General features: G+C 67.2%; 2 protein-coding genes. Both read right to left on the bottom strand.

What is annotated here, in order from left to right; translation table 11 throughout:
* The coding region (locus JK363_RS40975; protein ID WP_201883418.1) for a beta-ketoacyl synthase N-terminal-like domain-containing protein at positions 1 to 807 on the bottom strand (807 nt) is incomplete at its 3' end.
* 3 nt (positions 808 to 810) lie between these two features.
* The coding region (locus tag JK363_RS40970; RefSeq protein WP_201883417.1) for a type I polyketide synthase at positions 811 to 3822 on the bottom strand (3012 nt) is incomplete at its 5' end.

The raw sequence follows: 3822 nt of genomic DNA, 5'->3' as shown, positions 1-3822 counted from the left end.
GCTCCAGCCGGTGCCGTCAGCTGCCGCGGCGAAGGACTTGCACCTGCCGTCCGGGGCGAGGCCGCGCTGCCGACTGAACTCCACGAAGATGCGCGGGTTGGACATGACGGTGACACCACTCGCCAACGCCAGGGAGCACTCACCGGACCGCAACGACTGCACCGCCCAGTGCAGCGCCACCAACGACGACGAACACGCCGTGTCCGCCGTCACCGCGGGCCCCTCAAGCCCCAGCACATACGCCACCCGACCAGAGGCCACGCTGCCCGCTGTGCCGATGCCGAGGTATCCCTCGATCTCCTCGGGCAGCGTGCCCACCCCAGAGCCGTAGTCGTGGTACATCACTCCCGCGTACACACCGGTGCTGCTTCCGCGCAGTGCGAGGGGATCGATCCCTGCGTCTTCGATGGCTTCCCAGGACGTTTCCAGCAGCAACCGCTGCTGCGGGTCCATCGCCAACGCCTCACGTGGTGAAATGCCGAACATTTCCGCGTCAAAGTCACCCGCACCGGCCAGGAATCCGCCCTCGGCGGTATACGAGGTGCCTGCCACATCCTCGGAACTGAACAACTGGTCCAGGTCCCACCCGCGGTCGTCGGGGAACGCGGACACGGCGTCCCCGCCCGACATGAGCAGCTTCCAGAGGTCTTGGGGGTTCTGCACACCGCCGGGGAAGCGGCACGCCATCCCCACGATGGCCACAGGCTCGTGTTGGGCGTCCTCGACCTTCTTGAGACGGCGGCGGGTCTGCCGGAGGTCGGTGGTCAGCCGTTTGAGCGTGTCGAGGATCTTCTTGTCGTCAGCCATCGGCTATTTCGCGTCCTCTCCTGCTGAGAGGCCTTCAAGTTCGTCCTCGGCGAGATCGAGCATCTCGTCGATGGTCGACACGTCCAGGTCGGCGTCGGCGTCGTCGGGTTGTTCGGGCAGCCAGGCCGCGGCCAGTTCTCTCAGACGGCGGACCAAGGCTTCGTGCCGGGCGTCACCAGGGGGTGTGCGCCGCAGTTCGGCCTCGAATTCGTCCAGCCCGTCCTTCCTGGGGCTGTCCTGGCTCTCGAGCATCCCGGCGAGCAGGTGCTCGGTGAGCGCCGACGGCGTCGCGTATGTGAAGACCACAGTGGTCGGCAATCGCAGACCGGTCGCAGTGATCAGACGATTGCGCAGTTCTACGGCGGTCAGCGAATCGAATCCCAGGTCCATGAACGCCCGTTCCGGATCGATCGCCGCCACTTCGTCATGGCCCAAGACGGCAGCCACCTCGGCCCTGACGAGTTCGTGCAGCGCCGGCGCCCGCTCGGACTCGGGAAGTGCCGCCAACCGTGCTGCTGACCAGCGGTGGTCGGGCTCGGCCGCTGTGCGACGCGTGGGCACCCGTATCAGGCCCTGGAGTACGGAAGGAACACTGATGTGTCCCGGCTGAGCACGTAGCGGCGAGAGGTTCAGCTTCATCGGCAGTACCGCCGGGTCGTCCAACGCCCGCGCGAGGTCGAACAGGGCCAGACCTTCCGCGGTGGACAGCTCCGTGACGCCGGCACGTTCCATCCGCCGTACGTCTGTGTCACCGAGGTGTGCGGTCATGCCGCTGCGCTGGGCCCAGAATCCCCAGGCCAGGGCGATTCCGGGCAACCCCTCCTCCCGTCGGCGCAGTACCAGGGCATCCAGAACCGCGTTGGCGGCGGCGTAGTTGCCCTGGCCTGGTCCGCCGAACACCGCTGACGCGGAAGAGAAAAGGATGAAGTCCGACAGGTCGAACCCCTGAGTGAGCATGTGCAGGTTGAGTGCCCCGTCCACCTTGGGTGCCAGCACCGCCGACACCTGTGCGGGAGTCATGTCCGTGATCAGGGCATCATCAAGTACACCGGCGGCGTGTATGACAGCGGTCAGCGGATGCGCTCCGGGCACCGCCGACAGCACCTCGGCCAATGCGTCCCTGTCCGCCGCGTCGCAGGCCACGATGGTTGCCTCGGCACCCAACTCCTGCAACTCCGCCTTCAGCTCTTCGGCGCCTTCCGCGCGCGGGCCCCCGCGGCTCAGGAGAAGCAGGTGCCGGACGCCGGACTCGGTGACCAAGTGACGTGCGAGCTCAGAGCCCAGCACACCGGTACCACCGGTGATCAGCACGGTTCCCTCCGGGTTCCATGCCCTGCCGGTCCGTTGACCGCCTCCGCTCGTCCTGACCAGCCTGGGTACGAACAGCTCTCGCTGGCGCACTGCCACCTGCGGCTCGCGGGATTTCACCGCGGTGGGCAGCTGCTTGTAGTCCTCGTAGGTGTCGTCGGCCTCGACCACAACAATCCGGTCACCGTGCTCGGACTGGGCGGAGCGCACCAGCCCCCACACACCGGCGGCCGAGAGAGCTGACGTCCGGCCGGTGAGGAGCACCAGCCTGGCATCGGCGAACCGATCGTCGGACAGCCAGGTTTGCAGGATGTCCAGCGTGTGCAGTACGGCGGCTCGCACGGCCACCGTGTCATCGGGATCCCTCAGAGGGACGGGGACCACCACGACGCCCGGTGCGGAAAGGCCGGCGCCGATGTGCTCGGCCAAGTCCTCGAACGTCTCATAGGAGCGGTCTGCCACCCCGGTGTCCACCAGCGAGCTGGACTGCGGGTCCACGTCGCCGACGACGACCCATGGGCCGGTGTCCTGCATCAGGTCCCGGGCGCCGAGCTTCGTCCACTCCAGCTGGAACAGTGAGTGCTCGCCGGCGGACCTCAGGAGGTCGAGTTGCTTGGCGGGTGCCTTCCGTACCAGCAGGGAATCCACCGACAGTACGGGCCGCCCGGCCGCGTCCCTCGCCACCAGCGCTACGGCGTCGGCGCCCTGCGCGGTCAGATGTACGCGTAGCGAGGTGGCGCCGGTCGCGTAGAGCGAGACGCCGTTCCATGAGAAGGGAAGCATGATCTGGCCGGAGTCCGAGCCCGTATTCAGCAGCCCGCCTGCCACCGCCGCCTGGACCGCCGCGTCGAGCAGGGCCGGGTGCGACTGGTACGCGTCCGCCTCCGGCAGGCACTGCTCAGGGAGTTCCACCTCGGCCAGGACGGCTTCGCCGTTTCTCCACACCGACCGAAGCCCCTGGAACGCGGGACCGTAGTGGAAGTTGTCGGCTGCCAGGTGTTCGTACAAGCCCGAAATGTCGACCGGCTCCGAGCCGGGAGGCGGCCATGCGGCGTTGTCGACGGCGACGTTCTCCGTACCGGCCGACAACGTTCCGACCGCGTGCCGTGTCCATCCTTGCTCGATGTCGGCGCGACGGGAATGGAAGCTGACCGAGCGGCGCGCGTCGTCCCCGGACGCGCCGATCACGAACTGGATGTGCACATCCTTGTCCTCGAGGTCCTCGGGCAGCACGAGCGGCGTCTCGAATGCCAACTCTTCGATCCGGTCGCAGCCTGCTTCCTCTGCCGCGTAGAGCGCCATCTCGACGAACGCGGTTCCCGGCAGCAGCACGGTTCCCAGCACGGCATGGTCGTTGAGCCAGGAATGCTCACTTCCGGACAGGGTTCCGGAAAAGACCAGTCCGCCTTCGGGCTGTGCCAGTGGGACGACATCGGTCAACAGCGGATGGGCTGTGGAAGCGTCCTTCGCGGACATGTTCTCGAGCCAGTAGTGGTCGTGTTGGAAGGGGTAGGTGGGTAGTTCGATCCGCTGGGCTCCTCGGTCGGTGAAGGCGGCGTGCCAGTCGATGTCGACTCCGTGGACGTGGGCTTCGCCCAGTGACGTGAGGAAGCGGTCCATGCCACCGTCGTCGCGTCGCAGGGAACCCAGTGCCACGGCAGCGGAGTCCGAATGGTCCTCGAAGGTGTCCTGCAGGCCCATGCCCAG

The organism is Streptomyces coffeae, assembly GCF_016741875.1.
GTDB classification, from domain to species: domain Bacteria; phylum Actinomycetota; class Actinomycetes; order Streptomycetales; family Streptomycetaceae; genus Streptomyces; species Streptomyces coffeae.
This window is presented reverse-complemented; position numbering and strand designations above follow the sequence as displayed.